At 43.8% G+C, this 18,614-nt stretch carries 20 protein-coding genes and 2 tRNA genes; 18 read left to right on the forward strand and 4 right to left on the reverse strand.

The genetic code is table 11. The features are described from left to right. Positions 1-296 precede the first annotated feature (296 nt). The 6 genes from megL (at position 297) to ACLWMH_RS02045 (ending at position 7,859) form a co-directional block, all read left to right on the forward strand. On the forward strand, positions 297-1,496 hold the full coding sequence (gene megL, locus ACLWMH_RS02020) for a methionine gamma-lyase (RefSeq protein WP_411915087.1): 1,200 nt from the start codon (positions 297-299) through the stop codon (positions 1,494-1,496). 19 nt (positions 1,497-1,515) lie between these two features. Next, positions 1,516-3,216, forward strand: a complete 1,701-nt coding sequence (gene dnaX / locus ACLWMH_RS02025) for a DNA polymerase III subunit gamma/tau (protein ID WP_411915088.1) — start codon at positions 1,516-1,518, stop codon at positions 3,214-3,216. A gap of 45 nt (positions 3,217-3,261) precedes the next feature. Further along, on the forward strand, positions 3,262-4,458 hold the full coding sequence (locus tag ACLWMH_RS02030; protein ID WP_411915089.1) for a C1 family peptidase: 1,197 nt from the start codon (positions 3,262-3,264) through the stop codon (positions 4,456-4,458). Positions 4,459-4,570: 112 nt separating this feature from the next. Beyond that, positions 4,571-5,647, forward strand: a complete 1,077-nt coding sequence (locus ACLWMH_RS02035; protein WP_411915090.1) for an NAD-dependent epimerase/dehydratase family protein — start codon at positions 4,571-4,573, stop codon at positions 5,645-5,647. 8 nt (positions 5,648-5,655) lie between these two features. After that, positions 5,656-6,516, forward strand: coding sequence for a 4-(cytidine 5'-diphospho)-2-C-methyl-D-erythritol kinase (ispE, locus tag ACLWMH_RS02040; RefSeq protein WP_411915091.1), 861 nt, complete (start codon positions 5,656-5,658; stop codon positions 6,514-6,516). Next, on the forward strand, positions 6,513-7,859 hold the full coding sequence (locus ACLWMH_RS02045; RefSeq protein ID WP_411915092.1) for a gliding motility-associated C-terminal domain-containing protein: 1,347 nt from the start codon (positions 6,513-6,515) through the stop codon (positions 7,857-7,859). Before ispE ends, ACLWMH_RS02045 begins: the two co-directional genes overlap by 4 nt. A 266-nt stretch (positions 7,860-8,125) precedes the next feature. Here the strand turns inward: ACLWMH_RS02045 and ACLWMH_RS02050 are convergent, their stop codons facing one another. The 3 genes from ACLWMH_RS02050 to rpmB are packed head-to-tail and all read right to left on the reverse strand — an operon-like array spanning position 8,126 to position 8,785. Continuing rightward, entirely contained in the window at positions 8,126-8,290 is a 165-nt protein-coding gene (locus ACLWMH_RS02050) for a DUF4295 domain-containing protein (RefSeq protein ID WP_411915093.1), read from the reverse strand. Between the two features lie 25 nt (positions 8,291-8,315). After that, positions 8,316-8,504: a 50S ribosomal protein L33 gene (gene rpmG, locus ACLWMH_RS02055; RefSeq protein WP_411915094.1), complete on the reverse strand. Its 189-nt coding sequence runs from the start codon at positions 8,502-8,504 to the stop codon at positions 8,316-8,318. Between the two features lie 14 nt (positions 8,505-8,518). Further along, positions 8,519-8,785 (reverse strand): 50S ribosomal protein L28, encoded by a 267-nt coding sequence (gene rpmB, locus ACLWMH_RS02060; protein ID WP_411915095.1) that lies wholly within the window; start codon positions 8,783-8,785, stop codon positions 8,519-8,521. Positions 8,786-9,106: 321 nt separating this feature from the next. On the opposite strand from rpmB, the gene bioD reads away from it, so the two are divergent. Further along, the gene (bioD, locus tag ACLWMH_RS02065; RefSeq protein ID WP_411915096.1) at positions 9,107-9,760 is read left to right on the forward strand and encodes a dethiobiotin synthase; all 654 of its coding nucleotides are present in this window, start codon (positions 9,107-9,109) and stop codon (positions 9,758-9,760) included. Positions 9,761-9,870: 110 nt separating this feature from the next. Here the strand turns inward: bioD and ACLWMH_RS02070 are convergent, their stop codons facing one another. Further along, positions 9,871-11,559, reverse strand: coding sequence for a leucine-rich repeat domain-containing protein (locus ACLWMH_RS02070; protein WP_411915097.1), 1,689 nt, complete (start codon positions 11,557-11,559; stop codon positions 9,871-9,873). Between the two features lie 533 nt (positions 11,560-12,092). On the opposite strand from ACLWMH_RS02070, the gene rpsU reads away from it, so the two are divergent. The 11 genes from rpsU (at position 12,093) to rplL (ending at position 18,585) form a co-directional block, all read left to right on the forward strand. Continuing rightward, entirely contained in the window at positions 12,093-12,287 is a 195-nt protein-coding gene (gene rpsU / locus ACLWMH_RS02075) for a 30S ribosomal protein S21 (protein WP_411915098.1), read from the forward strand. A gap of 119 nt (positions 12,288-12,406) precedes the next feature. Continuing rightward, positions 12,407-13,636, forward strand: a complete 1,230-nt coding sequence (hpf, locus tag ACLWMH_RS02080) for a ribosome hibernation-promoting factor, HPF/YfiA family (RefSeq protein ID WP_411915099.1) — start codon at positions 12,407-12,409, stop codon at positions 13,634-13,636. Positions 13,637-13,765: 129 nt separating this feature from the next. Then, positions 13,766-13,840: transfer RNA gene (locus tag ACLWMH_RS02085), tRNA-Thr, on the forward strand. A 139-nt stretch (positions 13,841-13,979) separates the two neighbouring features. Then, positions 13,980-15,167: an elongation factor Tu gene (gene tuf / locus ACLWMH_RS02090; RefSeq protein WP_411915100.1), complete on the forward strand. Its 1,188-nt coding sequence runs from the start codon at positions 13,980-13,982 to the stop codon at positions 15,165-15,167. Positions 15,168-15,256: 89 nt separating this feature from the next. After that, positions 15,257-15,332 (forward strand) — tRNA-Trp (locus ACLWMH_RS02095). 60 nt (positions 15,333-15,392) lie between these two features. Next, on the forward strand, positions 15,393-15,596 hold the full coding sequence (secE, locus tag ACLWMH_RS02100) for a preprotein translocase subunit SecE (RefSeq protein WP_411915101.1): 204 nt from the start codon (positions 15,393-15,395) through the stop codon (positions 15,594-15,596). Positions 15,597-15,723: 127 nt separating this feature from the next. Further along, positions 15,724-16,269, forward strand: a complete 546-nt coding sequence (gene nusG / locus ACLWMH_RS02105) for a transcription termination/antitermination protein NusG (RefSeq protein WP_411915102.1) — start codon at positions 15,724-15,726, stop codon at positions 16,267-16,269. Positions 16,270-16,462: 193 nt separating this feature from the next. Further along, positions 16,463-16,903, forward strand: a complete 441-nt coding sequence (gene rplK, locus ACLWMH_RS02110; RefSeq protein WP_411915103.1) for a 50S ribosomal protein L11 — start codon at positions 16,463-16,465, stop codon at positions 16,901-16,903. Between the two features lie 27 nt (positions 16,904-16,930). Then, positions 16,931-17,626, forward strand: a complete 696-nt coding sequence (gene rplA, locus ACLWMH_RS02115) for a 50S ribosomal protein L1 (RefSeq protein ID WP_411915104.1) — start codon at positions 16,931-16,933, stop codon at positions 17,624-17,626. A 14-nt stretch (positions 17,627-17,640) separates the two neighbouring features. Further along, entirely contained in the window at positions 17,641-18,177 is a 537-nt protein-coding gene (rplJ, locus tag ACLWMH_RS02120) for a 50S ribosomal protein L10 (RefSeq protein ID WP_411915105.1), read from the forward strand. Positions 18,178-18,207: 30 nt separating this feature from the next. Continuing rightward, positions 18,208-18,585, forward strand: coding sequence for a 50S ribosomal protein L7/L12 (gene rplL / locus ACLWMH_RS02125; protein ID WP_411915106.1), 378 nt, complete (start codon positions 18,208-18,210; stop codon positions 18,583-18,585). The last annotated feature ends 29 nt before the right edge of the window (positions 18,586-18,614 follow it).

An 18,614-nucleotide genomic window follows, 5' to 3' on the forward strand; every position in this document is an offset into this window, starting at 1 on the left:
CAAAATATCTTTGTCACCGCTTCATTCCCGAATTAGAGTGGGGAATAGAAGTAATTAATATCTGTGTGGATACGGGAGCGACATTTAAGTATGGTGTGGAAAATTTAGTTGTCACTTCAGTCTAAAAGGGGCGTTTTTTCTTTGGCAAAGTGAGTGAAATGTAGTAACTTCGCAACGATGAACTCAAAGGATCTGTCTTTGAAAAAGCCCTGAGTAGATGAGCCACCCAAAATATCGTAAGAAGAGAGATGGCTTTGTACAAACTGAAAGTAACTAAGACAAATACATAAAAAACTATGATGACCCCGGAAGAACTAAAAAAATCGGGCTTTGCTACAAAAAGCATTCACGCAGGCGCCGAGCACAACATGCATGGTACTTTAGCCATGCCAATCTATCAGACCTCAACTTTCGTATTTGATAGTGCTGAGCAAGGCGGACGCCGCTTCGCATTAGAGGAAGATGGTTACATCTATACTCGCTTAGGCAACCCAACGGACACTTCAGTAGAGGAAAAGGTAGCTGCCCTTGAAGGCGCAGAAGCTGCTGTAGGTGCCGGAAGCGGTATCGGTGCTATTGTAAGTGCTATTTGGGTAGCCGTTAGTGCAGGAGATCATATCGTTGCCGGTAAAACGCTTTATGGGTGTACCTACTCATTCTTAGAGCATGGACTGAGTCGCTTCGGTGTGGAGGTGACTTTTGTGGATACAAGAGATCCGGAGAATGTACGCCGCGCTATGCGTCCCAATACAAAGCTGGTCTATCTTGAGTCACCGGCAAACCCCAATATGTACATGGCAGACTTGGAAGCGATTGCTAAGATCGCACATAGCCAAGAGGGTGTAATGGTGATAGCCGACAATACATATTGCTCGCCTTACCTCTGCCGTCCTCTGGAATGGGGTGTGGATGCAGTGGTGCACTCAGCTACCAAGTATATCAATGGTCATGGTGATGTGATCGCAGGATTTGTTGCCGGTAAGAAAGAGTATATTGATCAAGTTCGTTTAGTGGGAATTAAGGATCTTTCAGGCGCTGTATTGGCTCCGTTTGATGCTTTCTTGATCGGGCGTGGATTGAAAACGCTTCATATACGTATGGAACGCCACTGCGAAAATGCTATGAAGGTGGCACAATTCCTTGAAAAGCATCCAAAGGTAGCCTCTGTAACTTATCCTGGGCTGGACAGCTTCCCACAGAAGGCATTAGCAGATAAGTACATGAAGCTTCCCGGAGCAATGATTGCTTTTGAAGTGAAGGGTGGTCTTGAAGCGGGACGTACACTGATGAATAATGTACATCTCTGCACACTTGCCGTTAGCTTAGGTGATGCAGAGACGCTTATTGAGCATCCGGCTTCTATGACACACTCTCCTTACACGCCTGAAGAGCGTGCCGCAGCAGATATATCCGAAGGTATGGTTCGCCTCTCTGTAGGATTGGAGGATGTAGAGGATATAATTGCTGACCTTGATCAAGCGTTAGCAAAAATATAATTCTTAGGGCAGGTAGTACATGGCAGACAGATTCGTCGTCTCTGCGAGGAAGTATCGTCCAGCAACCTTCGGGGAGTTAGTAGGACAAGAGGCCATAAGTGCCACCCTGCAGCGCTCTATTCGTCAGAATAAAATAGCGCATGCATACTTGTTCTGTGGCCCTCGGGGAGTCGGTAAGACGAGTGCTGCACGTATCTTTGCCAAAACAATAAACTGCCTTGAGCTAACCCCGGAGGGAGAGGCTTGCGGACACTGCGATGCTTGTCGTGCTTTTGAGCGTCAGCAAAGCCTCTCCGTATATGAGTTGGATGCAGCATCCAACAACTCTACGGACGACATCAGACGACTTATTGAGGAGGTTAATGTACCCCCACAGACCGGAAAGCACAAGGTCTACATCATCGATGAGGTACATATGCTCTCGAAGCAGGCTTTCAATGCGTTCCTTAAAACATTGGAAGAGCCTCCTTCCTATGTGGTCTTTATCTTGGCTACAACGGAAAAGCAGATGATTTTGCCAACCATCCTTTCGCGTTGTCAGGTATATGATTTCAGACCTATTCCGGAAGATGTAATTGTAAGACAGTTAAAGTTGGTTGCTCACAATGAGCAGATACCAGCCGAAGAGGAGGCTTTGGCTATTATAGCAAGGCATGCCGATGGGGGAATGCGAGATGCTCTTTCTCTTTTTGACCGTATCGCAGGTTTTGGAGATGGACAGATTACCTATAAGCAAACTGTCGACAGCTTACATATATTAGATAAAGACACCTTCTTCCAAATAGCAAATTGTCTGCATCGAGGAGATAGTGCCAAGTTGCTTGGGCTGCTGGATGAAATATATGCGGATGGCTTTGACGGAAAAGCCATTATAACAGGACTGAGTGCCTTTTATCGAAATCTTTTCCTTGCTGTTGAGGACGAAACGCTTCCCATAGCACAAATAGCAGAAGCAGACAAAACCGCTTACGTTGTATTGGCACGCTCTATAGGAAAGCCTGCATTGTACACTACTATCGCTAAATTGATGGACTGTGAGCGACAGTACCGTATGGCTAACGGAAAGCGCCTTTTGGTAGAAATGACCTTATTGGGTCTCGCGCTTTCAAAGGAATTGAAAAGTGCAGTCTCTGCCTCTAATCAGCCTGTAACTTCTTCGAACCAATCAGCTGCATCATCCCCTCAACCAACTACATCCGCTCCTGCTTCTTCACCCTCTGTAGCTGCCTCTCCGCAACAGGGCGCCACAGCAGCACAGCCTGCCTCTCCCAGTGGACGGCCTATAGCACGCAACCCACTAACCAAAGGGGTGGTTAGTCTGCGGAGTACTGAGCAAAATAAAAAGACTGAGCCGAAGGGTGCTTCAACCCCGATGTCCTTGTTAGATGCTTGGGCTGATTACAAGGAACATAGCAATATGAACGACCCCTCCAGGAAGTTCATGAACTCCCTATTCCCTACGATGCACAAAGGGGGAATAGTGCACTTTACCGTAAGAGAAGAAGCGCAGCGAGAAACTCTATTAAAGGAGGAACAAACACTTTTGGGGTGTCTATCCAAATTGCTCCAAAAGCCCATTAGGCTACAGGTAGATGTGGCTTCTCCTGAGCAAATTTCACATATACATAATCCGCGGGAGTGGATATCAGACGAGATAAAAAAGAAGCCTTCCCTCAAGAAATTATTTGAGGAATTAGACTTATATGAGAAAGGTCGGTAAACTCCCAAAAAGTAGTAATTAACACCTATAACAATATTCATAGAAATGACAAAAAGAATTATTTTACCTCTGCTGCTAATTACCATGGCCATCATGCCGTTGGCAGCCCAAGAAAAGGAGAGCGAAACAAACCAGTTTACTGTAGTAAAGGAATTGCCCATTACACCTGTTCGAGATCAGGCCAACTCCGGTACTTGCTGGTCTTACTCGGCAATTGGTTTCATAGAAGCTGAAATGCTCCGTGTAGGAAAACCGGAAACGGACCTTTCGGATATGTTTCCCGTAAGTATGTCTTATCGTGATAAGGCGGATAGATACGTACGTTTGCATGGCATGCTCAATTATTCACAAGGAGGCTCTTTCTACGATGTCCTCTATGTGCTTAAACACTATGGAATCGTGCCGGAAGAGGTGATGACTGGCTTGAATTATGGAACAAAGAAGAATAGCCATAGTGAGCTGGCTAATGCAAGTAAGGCCTACTTAGATGCAGTAATAAAGAACCCTAATGGGCGTCTATCTACGTCTTGGAAGCAAGCGCATGCTGCTATCATAGCCTCTTATTTAGGTGAAGTGCCGACACAGTTTACGTACCAAGGTAAGACTTATACCCCGAAGAGCTATGCCGCTACATTGGGCTTGAATTTTGATGATTATGTATCGCTAACAAGTTATACCCATCATCCTTTCTATACTCAATTCCCCCTCGAAATAGAGGACAATTGGCGTTGGAGCAGTTCTTGGAATATTCCTATTGAGGAGCTTATCCAAGTAATGAATAATGCGATTGATAAGGGTTATCCCATTGCATGGGGTGCCGATGTAAGTGAAGTAGGCTTCAACCGCGACGGTATCGGTGTATTGGCTGATATAGAAGCTATCGAAACAGCCGGTAGTGACCAAGCTCGCTGGATTGGCCTTAGCTATGGTGAGCGTCAGGCTGCTATTAGAAAGATGATCAACGAGCCTAATTGCCCGGAAATTAAGCCAACTCAAGAATATCGTCAAGAGTGCTATGATAATTATACCTTGACCGATGACCACGGTATGGTTATTTACGGAAAGGCAAAGAATCAGGCAGGTCGTCCTTTCTTTATGGTTAAGAACTCTTGGGGAGAAGCCGGTGCTTATAAGGGTATTTGGTATGTAAGTGAAGCTTATGTGGCTGGACGTACTATGAATATAGTTGTGCACAAAGATGCTATTCCCTCCACTATAAAAGCTAAGTTGGGCATACGCTAAAGAAAAACCAGGTAGGTTTTTTGTTAGGAAAAACAGGGGAGCCTTACTATATTTGTAGTAGGACTCCCTATTTTTTTGGGAAAAGAGCTTTTAATACGTGGAGGAGAAGAGTATGAATGTGCAAAAGAAAAAAGTTATTCTCATAACGGGCGCAACCGGAAATGTGGGCAAAGAGGCTCTTTTGCAGCTTGCTAAAATGTCGGGTCGGTATGAGATAAGAGCCTTTGACCTTAAAACAAAGAAAACGGTTGCTATATTTGATAAGCTAAAAGAAAGGATCAAACGTCGTATAAAGCCAAAATACGGAGATATAACCAAGATGCAAACACTTGAAGAGGCAACGCGTGGTGTAGACGTTACCTTCCACTTTGCTTCGCTCATTCCCCCGATGGCATACAATGATCCCCAGTTGACTGAAAAGATCAATGTGGGCGGAACGCGCAACTTGATAGATAGCTTGGAACGAAATTCTCCCGGCAGCTTTTTACTCTTCAGCTCTTCTGTTGCTGTATATGGGGATAGAATCCGTAATCCCGAGATACGTGTAGGAGATCCTATCTGCCCCTCTTATGGAGACAACTATGCAGTTACTAAAGTCAAGATGGAACAAATGGTTAGGGAGAGTAAACTTAATACTTGTATCTTTCGACTTTCTGCTATTATGGGTGCAGGTAATCATCATATGTCGGGGATTATGTTTCTGATGCCATTGGCTACTCCTATGGAGTTTACTACACCACGTGATACGGCAAGGGCCTTTGTAAATGCTATTGATCATCTTGATGAACTGAAAGGAAAAACGTTTAACTTGGGAGGCGGTGAACAATGCAGAGTGGATTATGAAGAATTCTTGCAGCAAAACTTTCAAATTGCCGGCTTGGGGGACATGAACTTTCCCGAAGGGGCTTTTGCTGAGCATAATTATCACTGCGGTATCTATGTAGATGGAGGTGAGTTGGAAAATATTGTTCACTTCCGTCGTGATACGCTTCAGTCTCTTTATGAAATGACCCGCCGTGCAACTCCCTTATGGAAGCGGATAGGGGCTTGGTTGTTAGCCCCCATGATTAAAAGTATGTTGCTTCGCAAATCTGAACCTTATAGAGCTTATAAGAATGGTACGGAGGAAGAGCGTAAGCGTTATTTCTTCCCTGAAACAGTAACTATGCTGGAGAAAGCTGATTCATAGTATATAGTATGCTTAGATTTGCACCTGCTAAGATTAATATTGGACTATATATCACCGGACAACGTGCGGATGGCTATCACACGATCGAGACGTGTCTTGTCCCTATACCCCTCTGCGATATTATTGAGATAACCCAACCGGAAGGACTTGTAGAGGATGCTCTTTATATCAAGGGGCTTCCTATCAAAGGCGCTGCTGCAAGCAACAGCATTTTAAAAGTACTACAAGAACTTAGAAGTAGAGGCTGCGAAGTTCCTCCCTTGCGTATTGAATTAGTGAAGCGTATCCCCTCAGAGGCCGGATTAGGAGGAGGATCTTCTGATGCTGCAGTAGCCTTAAGGGCTGTGAATGATTTATTGCATCTACGATTAACAAAGGAGGAGCTTGCTTCTGTTGCTGCCGTGGCAGGAGCGGATACTCCCTTCTTTATCTATGATGACCCCATGTTAGCTACAGGTATAGGAACTGACTTGGAGCCGGTTGAGTTGCCGGAAGAGCTGCGATGTTCTTATGTGGTGATAGTGAAGCCTCCATTAGCAATAAGCACAAAAGAAGCATATGCTCTTGTTAGCCCTGATTCTTCCTCAAAGGGGTATTTGAAGAGAGTGTGGAGTAAAGCAGAGTATTTCACTTGCACACGGTTAGTAAATCAATTTGAGACGGCACTTTTTCCTCGCTATCCCCAGTTAGCAACCCTGAAACAGACTTTAATAGATAAAGGTGCTTATTATGCCTCGTTGAGTGGAAGTGGATCAGCTGTCTATGGCCTTTTTAAGGAAAAACCTCAAATGGGGATTGAGTCTCTCCCCCAGGGAGCATTCCTTTGGCAAGGATCTTTTAATGAAACATTCCATAGTATTCCGTTATGAAGCGAATTTTGTTTGTCCTCCTCGGCTTATTACCTGTCTTAGTTACGGCACAAGTGAGTGGAGATGGGTGTAGATTTGCTGAGGTGCGCTCTCCGGAAGGTGAGCGGATGCATTGCTATGTAGTGCATGTAGTCAATAATGCTTATACGCTCCGGATTGAGGCTCAAGCAGGAAGCAAGCTTTACTTTTACAGAAAATCAGCGGCAGATCGTGAGGAGGTCGCTAATGCTTCGTTTGAAAATAACTGCTTTGAGTTGAATACACCTCAGTTGAATTGCGGTTATATTGTAGAAAAAGCATCCGGATTGCCCGATTATTATTGGTTTGCCCAATATGAAAGTGTCCCTCTTCCCAGTGAGCAGCTAAAGGTATCTTATGATGAAGAGGTGCCTTGCGAGCTTATTAGAGTGAGCGCAGATACTCCCTTTGCAACCTGGCCGTGTCACACACCGCAAGGTGTAGAAAAACCATTAGAGAGGCAGTTCCGAATTTCCTATACTGATATGAAGTATGATGAGGAAACACATGCTTTCCATGAAGAACAAAAAGAAGAGCTTCTCACTCCACAACAGGAGTACTTGACGCTTTATGCGCCTCTTGCCGATACTTCGTTTAAGCTTTTAGGAGATCAGTATACCGAGCTTTTAGGGGTTGGGTATCCTCCTCTTGAAAGTAATATGCTGGAGGCTCAGCGTATAGAGTTGCATGCTCTTTATACGATAGAAAAAAGCAGTGCAGATACATTAAATAACCAATCTCGAGTTATTAGTGCCCCTGTGGAACTTACTATGCAAGCCTTCGCCAACGAACCGGCAGCTGCCCGCTACTCATGGCGTATAGCACGCGGACGTAATACGGGGGAAGAGGAAGCCTCTATTATTTTTAGAGCTGAGGGGGCTGAAACCTCGTTTATATTTACTGAGATGGGGAGTTACACAGTTATGGTAGAGGCTATTTCGCGAAGTGCACAATGCAATACATCCGGTGAACAATATGTGATCGATATTGCTGCTTCTCGTTTGGAAGTGCCGAATGCCTTTAGTCCTTTCTCATCGCCCGGAATAAACGATACTTTTCGGGTCGCTCACCGCTCTTTAGTAGAGTTTAAAGGCTATATCTACAATGCGTGGGGTAATCTGCTTTTTACTTGGGACAATCCGGACGAAGGATGGGATGCCACTTTTAATGGAAAGCCTGTACCTACCGGTGCGTATTACTATGTAATTATTGCCAAAGGAGCTGACGGAGTGGATTACCATCTCAAAGGGCACGTGAATATATTAGGAAGCAACATGTACGGAAATGACTCCACCAATCCTAATGAACCAAACCTAGTACCTTGATTTTTCTTGTTATAGATCTTTGTATTTGCAGAAGCGCAAAAGAAACAGTTAGGTAGAGTAGTCTTACCATAAATAGAAAGAAGAGAATGCACGAATGCATTCTCTTCTTTCTATCTACAGTAAAACTGTGCTATTTAAGCGAAGTGCTTGTGTTAGTCTCTTAAAGGACTCTCTCAACTTCTGAGAAAGTAGAGCACTTTCTACTTCTTGAGAGTGTGTCTAATACGATTATCTTCTACAAGCCTAATCCGTGATATAAATAGTACTTACTTTGTTGCCTTAAACCAATCGTCTACTGCTTCGTTAAGTACCATTTCTTCTTTAAAGCAGTACGCACCCGTTTTAGGAGATTTCTCCATACGGATTACTTTGGAGTAGGCGCGGCCGTCTTTACTTCCGCCTCTAAATGTTGCAACTGATTTTTTTGCCATGGTATATTACGCTCTCTCCAATGATTTACTTTATCTCACGATGAATCGTGTAGCGCTTGAGGATAGGATTATACTTCTTAAGCTCCAAGCGTTGGGTTGTATTCTTCTTATTTTTGGTCGTGATGTAGCGGCTAGTGCCGGGCAGACCACTTTCTTTCATTTCCGTGCATTCGAGGATTACTTGCCCTCTTGCGTCTTTACCTTTCTTCGACATCTTCTTTTCCTCCCTTACTTAGTCGGTGCCTCAAGAATGGTAGCCTCGGTGAGGTACCCTTTCTCCACAGCTCTTTTAATTGCTTCGTTAAGGCCAATGCGGTTAATTAAACGCAGCCCTGTTGCGGATACTTTAAGTCTGATCCAGCAGTCCTCTTCCGGCCAGTAGAACTTCTTTGTGAAGAGGTTGACGTCAAACTGTCGCCTCGTGCGATGATTGGAGTGCGACACATTGTTACCGGAAATAGCACGTTTACCGGTTATTTGACAAACTCGTGACATTGCTTCTATTCTGTTGTGAGCCCGAACTGCTGTGGCCGGACCCATAGTTTATATTACTATAATATTCTTTTTTAGCACGTTAGCCGACTAATATGAATCACTCAAGGGGTTAGCATCATGACCTTGGTGACCGATCATTACGGATATTGCGCTTTCAGTTGGCAAAGGTACAAAATAATTTCTGATTAACGACAATCACCTTTCTTATAGTAGAGTGTGATTAATCAACTTATTGGTATGTATGCCAATATTGGTGCTCTTTTATGTTGATGCAGTAACTTTGTAGCTGTAGTGGATAACCTTTTATAAGAGCAAAATACAATGAACAAAGAGATCATATTTGTAAGCGGTATAGATACGGGAATAGGGAAAACGGCTGCTACCGGTTATTTGGCTACACTCCTGCACCAAGAGGGCATCAAGGTAACCACCTCTAAACCGGTAGAGACAGGCATGCATGGGGTGAGTGAGGATCTTTCAAAGCATAATCGGATTGCTCCCTTTTTAACTGACGACGAAGTAGCCCAGCACTACCGTAATAGTTATCTTTTTACTTATCCGGCCTCTCCACATTTGGCTGCTGCAATGGATGGTGCCGGTATTGATCCAGAGCATATTCGTGAGGATAATAAAAAACTATTAGACTTGGGCTATGAGGTGGTTTTAATGGAGGGAGCAGGCGGTTTGATGGTGCCACTCAAGGAAAACTTACTAACAATTGATTTTGTGGCAGAGAGTGGTTATGCAATGGCATTAGTTACGTGTGGCCGATTGGGGAGTTTGAATCATACTCTGCTGAGTTTGGAAGCATTAGACAAACGTTCTATTCCCCTGCGCTATCTACTTTACAATGCTTATCCAAATGAAGAGAAGCCAATAGATAGCGAAAGCCGTAAATATTTACAACATCTACTGAAAACACGCTATCCGACAGCCCGCTGGGTTGATGTACCCCTCCTCAAGGAGGCTGAATAGAGACCTTAATACAAAAGAGTAACTTTGAAAAAGGGCAGTACTGAAAACCAGTACTGCCCTTTTAAGGTTTCTAATGTAAATAGCTTATTCGCGCCCTTTTAAAAAACGCTCTATTTGATAATGGTGCTACTTACATTTTCAATCGTTACTACGTAGACTCCTGAGGGAATTTTGCTTATATCCAAGGTAGTTGTCTCAGTAGTAAGAGTGTTTCTCAGGTATAGGGTGCCGTCTATGCCATGGAGTGTAACCTCTTTGCCTAAAGGCGCATTCTTGATGGTGAGCACATCCTTGAGTACGACTATTTGCCAAGCCTTATTTGAAGCGATCTCCTCTTTATAAGTGGGGTTTGTCACCTCATCGGTATCTTCGTCATACTGGAGTAACTTCCAGTTCTTAGCTTCAGCATCCTTAATATCTTTGTCAAATACCTTCATGGGGCTTTTTTCTCCCTTAACTTGTACGGTAAGTGATCCGGCAGGATCTAAAGGAGTGTTGTTGGTATCAAAGCGCGATGGTAATCCCTCTATTATCGTGCGGAGGCTTTCATGGCTGAGTTTAGTCCGATAGATAGAAATGAACTCTAATGAAGTCGCAGTAGGCAATTTGAGCGATTCCAAAGGATTGTCATAAACAGCTACCGTGTTGAGCTTCCCACAGGTTGAGAGATCTAATGAGGAAATTTTATTTTCACTACAGAAGATATGTGCTAGCTCTGCATTCTTACTTAGATTAAGCTCCGTAAGCTGATTGCCTGAACATGCGAAGTACATGAGGCCTTTACACATAGATACGTCTAACGAAGTGAATTGGTTGGATTCGCACCATAACGACCACATGCTGGTGTTAGTAGAAAGATCAAGCGCATTTAACTTGTTGCCGGTGCAATCTAAATAATCAAGGTTGCTACAGCCTGTCAAAGTAAGCGTAGCAAGTTGGTTGTTTTCACACTTAATTCTCTTTATCTGAGCGTTATGTGAAAAGTCAAGTGCTTGTATTTGGTTATAACTACACTCAAGGCTTGTTAGGTTCTTAGCCTTGTCCAAGTTAAGCGTTTGGAGCCCATTATTGTGCACTTCTAATTTGGTAATGTCTCCGGTGAGCCGAATGTCCTGACTCGTTATTTCGTAGGATACCTCTTTGTCCTTCGTTAAGTTGCTTTGACCATCAGGAAGTTTCAATCCGGAGGCACTTACCTCTCCGTTAGCACTTACTGAAAGGGTGATCTTGCTGCCTACTTCTTTGTTTGTAGTAAAGGAAATTTCCTGTTCTCCGCCTACGCTTGGTTCGGGGTCTCCATTCTTTACGCAATAGATCATGCCTTTCCATCCCTTGGCAGTTGAATTGTGTTGAAATGCAACTGACATACAGCCATCGGGGGAGTTAGAAACAACGGAGAACTTAGGATTGGCAGGACTTCCCTTAAGTGCTAGTATAGGCGTTACTCCTTTGGGCCAATCATAGTAATATACGCCATCTTCGTCCGGTCCATTCCACAGCTCAATGGCTCCGGCGTAGAACCGCATATGGTCATTGTCTCCGATTTCCATTTCTTCAAAGACAATGGTGATGTGTGAATCCGCATTGACCGGTTTGAGCTGGATAATGGTCAGATTTAGGTTGTCCCTCATGTTTTTGTCAGGGCCTCCCGAGTCATAATAGGGGCGTGGTTCCCCGGCTACTACATCGTAGCTGAAAACAGGTCCTTCGCTACCTGTTTGGAAGATTTGTCCCTTCTGAGCCGGTAACGCAAAGGCGACCAACAAGAAAAGGGTCAATAGAGTAATTGTTTTCTTCATTTTACTTTTGATATTTGGGTTGTAAATGCTTTGTTCTTGAAAGATTTTGTCCATTATCATCATGTTGTGGCTCGCAAAGTAACAAAAAATGAGTCAGCTGACCAAGAGTTTGCCCATGAAGAGCAAACTGTCTCACCTTAATGAGGATCTTTTTTTATTCCTTTATTTGTAGCTGCACTGTGAAAGGCGTAAAGGGGGTAGAAAAAACATCTGTATTTTTCGTTTAAAACATCTATAGGTTTCAAAGGAAAGATCGGTATCTTTTAGATGAAATGTACAGATCTTTTTATTGTAGTAATGAGGGCTTCCGTCCAATCTATGTCTCCGTGAAGCGATTCCACTTATTGACTTTTCATTAGGGTATCAGCAAAAATAGAAGAATAGACAAGGAAAATAATTCTATTCTGCAATAATTTATTACCTTTGCAGCCACTGAAGCCGAGGATGGCATCTCCTTTCGTGGAATAACCCTTTGCAGCAGTTTACTATAAGACGAAAACGAACATTAAGAAAGCATATAAGAAAGTAAAAGCATGATAGTAGTACCGGTAAGAGAGGAAGACAATATAGAACGCGCTCTGAGACGCTATAAAAGGAAATTTGATCGCACAGGAAGAATGCGTGAATTGCGTAGCAGACAAGCTTTTGTTAAACCTTCTGAGTTGAGGCGTAAGCAGAGGGAGAAAGCTATCTATATTCAACACCTACGCGACGCTGAAGAAAATTAAGCTCTCCTCTTAACCTACTTTTTATTTTCGAGGAAGAGAATACTTCTCTCTATATTATTATTCCCTCTTGAGGCAACTGGCAAGTTGCTCAAGAGGTTTTGTCGGTTAGAGCGAATCGTATGGATAGAGGGCAAAATATATCGAAGCTGGTCACACGAGAAGATATGCTCTCTCGCTTTGTGCTGTGGTTGCAGTACGAGCGAAACTATGCGGATCACACCGTGGCGTATTACACAAAAGATGTGCTTGCTTATTATGACTATGCAGTCATGGTTAGCGATGATACGTTCCTCCCATCTGCCGGTGATCGAGATATAGTGCGTGGGTGGATATCTCACTTGATGGATAGTGGCCTGAAGAGTGGCTCTGTACTTCGTAAGTTGAGTGTAACGAAGAGTTTCTATCGATATCTTTTTCGAGAAGGAGCTATTACGGCTAATCCGACCCAAGGACTGAAAGGTCCCAAACAAGAAAAAGTATTGCCGGCCTATCTCACAGAGCGAGAAAGTGCTGCTCTGATCGATGCGCCAATTAATGAGGATGATTTTGAGGAGGTGAGAGATCGTCTCATTGTGGAAATGCTATATGAGACGGGAATGCGTCGCAGTGAATTGGCGGGTTTGAAGAATACAGATGTACGCGTTGATGAGTCTCTATTACGCGTTTTAGGAAAGGGAGATAAGGAGCGAATTATCCCTTTTGGAAGCAGATTAAAGGAGCGTATTAAACAATACCTACTTCTTAGGGGAAAATGTGTTGGCAATTCTCAGTTTTTTTTTGTTACTTTGAGGGCAGAGCCTATGGGGGTGGATAGAGTGTACAGAGTTGTAAGAAAACACTTAGATATGATACCTGGCTTGGCAAGACGCGGTCCGCATACGTTGCGGCATTCCTTCGCTACCGATATGCTAAACGAGGGAGCTGACTTGACCGCCGTTAAAGAGTTGCTGGGGCATAGTAGTTTATCTACAACGGTTCGTTACACACATACTACTTTCAAGGAGCTGCAGAAGATGTACCACGCTCATCCAAGAGCACAAGCTGAAGAAAAGAACATGGTAGTAAGAATTCAATTCGTTCATTTAGACGCAGATAAGGCGTTAGAAGCCTTTATTCAGAAAAAATTAGATCGTCTGGATCGTTTCTTTGACGAGGTAATCCATGCCGATGTGGTATTAAAGGAGGTAAAAAGCAATGAGGGTAAAGATAAATTTGCCTCTATCCGTTTAGGAATACCGGGAAATGATCTATTTGCCGAAAAAACGGCTGCTTCATTTGAAGAGGCGGTAGATTTGAGTATCGATGCCCTTAAGAAGCAGATTGAGAAGGCAAAGGATAGCAGAAAATAATTATTTTTGCTCTGTATAGTTGGTAGATCAATTTTTATTGCTACCTTTGTGGTCGGCTTGCCGAAATTGTGTTTGTGACGCATGGCACTTGCACCGGAAGTAAGCCGAGAAAAGCCCAAGTGGTGAAATGCCTGTGTAGCTCAGTGGTAGAGCACTTCCTTGGTAAGGAAGAGGTCCCGGGTTCAAGTCCCGGCACCGGCTCCATTAAGGTAGGAAGAGATGCGTGTCGGATTAGTCCGCTTCATGCATTTCTCGTTGAGATTTAAATAGATAGATAATATGTATTGTGCTGCCGAGGCTGTGCACATAACAAAGAAAACTATATTACAACTTTAAAAGTATCATGGCAAAAGAACATTTTAATCGGACCAAGCCGCACGTAAACATCGGTACCATTGGTCACGTGGACCACGGTAAGACCACGTTAACGGCAGCCATTACAAAGGTATTGGCTGACGCAGGCCTTTCAGAAGCGCGTTCTTTCGATTCAATCGATAACGCACCTGAGGAAAAGGAAAGAGGTATTACTATTAACACCTCACACGTAGAGTACGAAACAGCTAATCGTCACTATGCACACGTAGACTGCCCGGGACACGCCGACTACGTAAAGAACATGGTTACGGGTGCCGCTCAGATGGACGGTGCTATCATCGTAGTTGCAGCAACTGACGGTCCTATGCCCCAGACGCGTGAGCACATTCTGTTAGCTCGTCAGGTGAACGTTCCGAGACTGGTTGTATTTATGAATAAGTGCGACCTTGTTGAAGATGAAGAAATGCTTGAATTGGTAGAAATGGATATGCGCGAGCTATTGAGTTTCTACAATTTCGATGGCGATAATACCCCTATCATCCGCGGTTCTGCTTTGGGTGCGCTCAATGGCGATCCTAAATGGGTTGAAAATATTATGGAGCTGATGAATGCAGTTGACGAATGGATTCCTCTGCCCCAGCGTGATGTAGATAAACCTTTCTTGATGCCGGTTGAGGACGTTTTCTCTATTACCGGTCGTGGTACTGTAGCTACAGGACGTATTGAAACAGGTCGTGTTCATGTGAACGATGAAGTTCAGATGATCGGTCTCGGTGCTGAAGGTCGTAAGACAGTAGTTACCGGTGTGGAAATGTTTAGAAAGATCCTTGACGAAGGTGAAGCAGGCGATAATGTAGGTCTTCTTCTCCGTGGTGTTGAAAAGGATGAAATTAAGCGTGGTATGGTATTAGCTCACCCCGGTGATGTGAAGCCCCATAGCAAATTCAAGGCTGAGGTTTATATCCTGAAGAAGGAAGAAGGTGGTCGTCATACTCCTTTTATGAACAAGTATCGTCCTCAGTTCTACATCCGTACACTTGACGTTACCGGTGAAATCAAGCTTCCTGAAGGAACTGAAATGGTAATGCCCGGTGATAATGTGACGATTGAAGTAGACTTGATCTCTCCTGTAGCATGTAATGTGGGACTTCGCTTCGCTATCCGTGAAGGTGGTCGTACGGTAGGTGCAGGTCAGATTACAGAGCTTTTAGACTAATTCAATCTTCTGTTAATCAGTATTGAATAAGAGATGGGTAAGTGTGCGGTAGTGAGTGTAAATTCCCTTGCCGCCACTTTCCTGTTCTTACGGGTTTAGCTCAGTTGGTAGAGCATTGGTCTCCAAAACCAAGTGTCGGGAGTTCGAGTCTCTCAACCCGTGCCAAGAAATAAAACTTATGTATGAATTACTACATGAGTAAAGAATAGAAGAGATAGCATAGATATGGGATTTTTTAGCAAGATGGGTCAGGCTGTAAAAGACTCGTACAATGAATTGGTGTACAAGGTCACTTGGCCGACTCGCAAAGAGTTGACGAATAGTGCTGTAGTGGTGATGATCGCTTCAGTTATCATTGCTATTTTTGTATTCATTGTAGATCAGATTTTTGAAAATCTGATGAGACTTATCTATAACTTCGTAATTTAGTTATCCGCCTTCTTTACTCCTGTTCTTTTCTTTTTTGAAAGTTCATAGGAATCTTAGGCGATTGGATAAAAGGAGAGAGGTATATAGGTATTTGAATCAGTATAACCATTAGTAATAAGGGGAAACCATGGCAGAGCAAGATCACTCGGAACGTAAATATTACGTGTTGAGGGTTATCTCCGGTAAGGAGGACAAAGTAAAAGAAATGCTTGAAAAGGAGCGCGAGATAGCTCCTCTCAAGGGCTATCTTTTTGATGTCTTTATCCCTACAGAGAAAGTGATGGTGCAGCGTGGTTCCAAAAAACGCGTAGTGGAACGCCCCTCTATGCCGGGGTATATGCTTATTGAGGCTATACTCAATAACGATACGATCTTTATTTTACGCAACTTGCCTAATGTTGTGGGCTTCTTGGGTATGCCTAAGCCTGAGCCTCTACCGATGTATGAGGTTGAGCGTATGATGCGTAAGCAAGACGACAGAGACGAGGAGGCTACCTATGATGTATCCTTTATGGAAGGTGAGAGCGTAAAAGTTATTGATGGTCCGTTCTCCGGATTCGTGGCTACTGTAGAAGAAGTTTATCAAGATAAAAAGAAGCTCAAGGTGATGGTGAAGATCTTTGGTAGAAAGACTCCATTAGAGCTTTCATATACGCAGGTAGAGAAAGAGTAAGAGTGGTTACGCACTCCAAGTGATTGATTTCGCTTGGTATAAAGAGTTTGTAAGAAGATGAAAAGCGTAGGTTTGCTTCCAACTTTGCTTATGCACATCATCAAGAAGTATTGCAAATGACCTCTCTGCCGAAAAAGTGGGATGGGAAGTAACATCACCGGTTACTACCCGAGTAAAAGAAAAGTAGAATAAAATGGCAAAAGAGATTGCTGGACAGATCAAGTTGCAAATAAAAGGAGGTGCGGCTAACCCGTCACCACCCGTTGGTCCTGCACTGGGTGCAAAAGGGATCAACATTATGGAGTTTTGCAAGCAATTTAATGCCAGAACGCAAGACAAGGCTGGAAAGGTACTCCCTGTGGTGATTACCTATTATTCCGACAAATCTTTCGACTTTATCGTTAAGACGCCTCCTGTAGCTGTTCAACTCGTTGAAAAGGCTAAGGTAAAAGGAGGTTCAGCTGAGCCTAATCGTAAGAAGGTTGCTGAGCTTACTTGGGATGATGTCCGTGCGATAGCCGAAGATAAGATGGCCGACCTGAACTGCTTTACAGTAGAAAGCGCTATGAAAATGGTTGCCGGTACTGCGCGCAGTATGGGAATTGCGGTGAAGGGTGAATTCCCGACTAAGTGACACTTCTAGTAATTTGAATGATTGACGATGAGTAAACTGACAAAGAAACAGAAGGAGGTCGAAGGAAAGGTTGAACCCGGTAAATTATACACCTTGGAAGAAGCTTCTAAGCTGGTGAAAGAAATTACTTTTACTAAGTTTGATGCTTCCGTCGACATAGACGTTCGCCTGGGTGTAGATCCGCGAAAGGCCAACCAAATGGTGCGTGGCGTGGTTACGCTGCCCCATGGGACCGGAAAGCAAGTACGCGTATTGGCATTATGTACAGCCGACAAGGAAGAGGAAGCCAAAGCGGCAGGTGCTGACTATGTAGGGCTGGATGAGTACATAGAAAAAATCAAAGGAGGCTGGACTGATGTGGACGTGATCATCACCATGCCGAGTGTAATGGGTAAAGTAGGTGCTTTAGGGCGCGTGCTCGGTCCTCGTGGATTGATGCCTAACCCAAAGAGTGGTACGGTAACCAATGAAATCGGTGCTGCAGTTCGCGAAGTGAAAGCCGGTAAGATAGACTTTAAGGTAGACAAAGCTGGAATTATCCACACGTCTATCGGCAAGATCTCTTTCTCTGCTGAGCAGATTAGAGATAATGCGCAAGAGTTCATCAATACGATTATTCGCCTTAAGCCGACCTCGGCTAAAGGAACGTATATGAAGAGTATTTACCTCTCCAGCACGATGAGCAAAGGCATTAAAGTAGATCCTAAATCAGTAGACCTCTAATCACACGAGTAAATATGAGAAAGGAATTGAAAGGAACCGTTGTAAAGAACATCTCCGGTTATTTATCAGAATATCCTCATTTCTACTTGGTGGACGTAGAGGCGCTTAATGCAGAGAATACGATGGAACTCCGTCGCCTCTGTAATAAGAATGAGGTGAAACTTGTAGTGGTGAAGAACACACTTTTACGTCGCGCATTGGCCGACTGTGAGGGAGTGGATTTTTCTGAGCTGTATGGCTCACTAAAAGGTAATACCGCTATGATGCTTTCCAATAACGCAAATGCTCCTGCAAAGATCATTAAGGAATTTGCTTCGCAGCATAAGGAATTAGGAAAGCCAGCTTTGAAGGCTGCATACGTACAAGAGAGCTTCTATGTGGGTGGTGAACATCTTGAGCAGTTAATTGCTATCAAGAGTCGTGAAGAGTTGCTCGCAGAAGTTATCTTGCTATTGCAATCGCCTATCAAGAACGTTGTGTCGGCATTAGGGTCCGCAGGGCAGACAGTGCATGGATTGCTCAAAACCTTAGAAGAAAGAGAAGCAAATTAGTAAAACAGAATTAATTAGAATCCCAATAATATGGCTGATATAAAAGCAATTGCAGAACAACTCGTATCGCTGACAGTAAAGGAAGTTAGTGAGTTAGCCAACGTACTTAAAGAAGATTATGGCATTGAACCCGCAGCCGCAGCTGTAGCTGTAGCAGCAGGTCCTGCAGCCGGTGCAGCTGCAGCAGCAGAAGAAAAGACTGCTTTTGATGTTGTCCTCAAGAGTTTTGGTGCTGCAAAGCTCCAAGTTGTTAAGGCAGTAAAAGAACACTGTGGTCTTGGTTTGAAGGAAGCTAAGGATCTTGTAGATGCTGCTCCTACTAATCTGAAGGAAGGTGTAGACAAAGCTACTGCAGAGGCTATCAAGGCTGCTCTAGAAGAGGCAGGTGCTGAAGTTGAATTGAAGTAAACTTCTGTGACCTGTATATCAGGTATTTA

The sequence above is a fragment of the Porphyromonas miyakawae genome, assembly GCF_045865415.1.
Classification (GTDB): domain Bacteria; phylum Bacteroidota; class Bacteroidia; order Bacteroidales; family Porphyromonadaceae; genus Porphyromonas; species Porphyromonas miyakawae.

Coding starts and splice junctions, on each gene's coding strand:
- rplA (WP_411915104.1), top strand. CDS start 16,931: ATGAGTAAACTGACAAAGAAACAGAAGGAGGTCGAAGGAAAGGTTGAA.
- bioD (WP_411915096.1), top strand. CDS start 9,107: ATGAACAAAGAGATCATATTTGTAAGCGGTATAGATACGGGAATAGGG.
- rplJ (WP_411915105.1), top strand. CDS start 17,641: ATGAGAAAGGAATTGAAAGGAACCGTTGTAAAGAACATCTCCGGTTAT.
- rpsU (WP_411915098.1), top strand. CDS start 12,093: ATGATAGTAGTACCGGTAAGAGAGGAAGACAATATAGAACGCGCTCTG.
- ACLWMH_RS02050 (WP_411915093.1), bottom strand. CDS start 8,290: ATGGCAAAAAAATCAGTTGCAACATTTAGAGGCGGAAGTAAAGACGGC.
- nusG (WP_411915102.1), top strand. CDS start 15,724: ATGGCAGAGCAAGATCACTCGGAACGTAAATATTACGTGTTGAGGGTT.
- rplL (WP_411915106.1), top strand. CDS start 18,208: ATGGCTGATATAAAAGCAATTGCAGAACAACTCGTATCGCTGACAGTA.
- ispE (WP_411915091.1), top strand. CDS start 5,656: ATGCTTAGATTTGCACCTGCTAAGATTAATATTGGACTATATATCACC.
- megL (WP_411915087.1), top strand. CDS start 297: ATGATGACCCCGGAAGAACTAAAAAAATCGGGCTTTGCTACAAAAAGC.
- secE (WP_411915101.1), top strand. CDS start 15,393: ATGGGATTTTTTAGCAAGATGGGTCAGGCTGTAAAAGACTCGTACAAT.
- ACLWMH_RS02045 (WP_411915092.1), top strand. CDS start 6,513: ATGAAGCGAATTTTGTTTGTCCTCCTCGGCTTATTACCTGTCTTAGTT.
- ACLWMH_RS02035 (WP_411915090.1), top strand. CDS start 4,571: ATGAATGTGCAAAAGAAAAAAGTTATTCTCATAACGGGCGCAACCGGA.
- ACLWMH_RS02030 (WP_411915089.1), top strand. CDS start 3,262: ATGACAAAAAGAATTATTTTACCTCTGCTGCTAATTACCATGGCCATC.
- hpf (WP_411915099.1), top strand. CDS start 12,407: ATGGATAGAGGGCAAAATATATCGAAGCTGGTCACACGAGAAGATATG.
- dnaX (WP_411915088.1), top strand. CDS start 1,516: ATGGCAGACAGATTCGTCGTCTCTGCGAGGAAGTATCGTCCAGCAACC.
- ACLWMH_RS02070 (WP_411915097.1), bottom strand. CDS start 11,559: ATGAAGAAAACAATTACTCTATTGACCCTTTTCTTGTTGGTCGCCTTT.
- rpmG (WP_411915094.1), bottom strand. CDS start 8,504: ATGTCGAAGAAAGGTAAAGACGCAAGAGGGCAAGTAATCCTCGAATGC.
- rpmB (WP_411915095.1), bottom strand. CDS start 8,785: ATGTCACGAGTTTGTCAAATAACCGGTAAACGTGCTATTTCCGGTAAC.
- rplK (WP_411915103.1), top strand. CDS start 16,463: ATGGCAAAAGAGATTGCTGGACAGATCAAGTTGCAAATAAAAGGAGGT.
- tuf (WP_411915100.1), top strand. CDS start 13,980: ATGGCAAAAGAACATTTTAATCGGACCAAGCCGCACGTAAACATCGGT.